We start from the raw sequence: 530 nt of genomic DNA, 5'->3' as shown, positions 1-530 counted from the left end.
CACACCGACGAGATCCTGCGCGAGGTGCTCGGCTTCGACGAACGCCGCATCGGCGAGGTTCGCGACAGCGGCGCGCTGGGGCTGGTCGTTCCCCGCATGGCCGCCGAGTAAAGACAGCCGTGGCGAGGGCGTTCCGTCAGGGCGCCCGCTCCATGCAGCACGGATAACAGGCGCACGCAGTCCCGAAGAGCGGGGGCGTTGACGCACACATCCGGTGAGCCGCAGGCTCACACCGTTATTCTTCCACGGATTCAGCACAGGACGCAGGGTGCCGGCGCGGGACGCGTCAGCGCCGATGCCGGCCTGCGCCCCGCACCCTTCCATTTTAAACACCCGAAGACAGCCATGAACATCCATGAGTATCAGGCCAAGGGCCTGCTGAAGACGTACGGCGTCGCGGTGCCCCGCGGCGGCGTCGCGTTCTCTCCCGAGGAGGCCGAGACCGTCGCCCGTGAGCTGGGCGGCCCGGTGTGGGTCGTGAAGTCGCAGATCCACGCGGGCGGCCGCGGCGCCGGCCGCTTCAAGGACAA

General features: G+C 68.9%; 1 protein-coding gene. It reads left to right on the top strand.

Going from position 1 to position 530, the window contains the following annotated elements; all coding sequences use genetic code 11:
• Positions 1-345: 345 nt before the first annotated feature.
• A partial coding sequence (locus Q4I23_RS33045) for an ATP-grasp domain-containing protein (protein ID WP_498529050.1) occupies positions 346-530 on the top strand: 185 nt, incomplete at its 3' end.

The sequence above is a fragment of the Azospirillum sp. UFLA03-27 genome (genome assembly GCF_059803775.1).
This window is presented reverse-complemented; position numbering and strand designations above follow the sequence as displayed.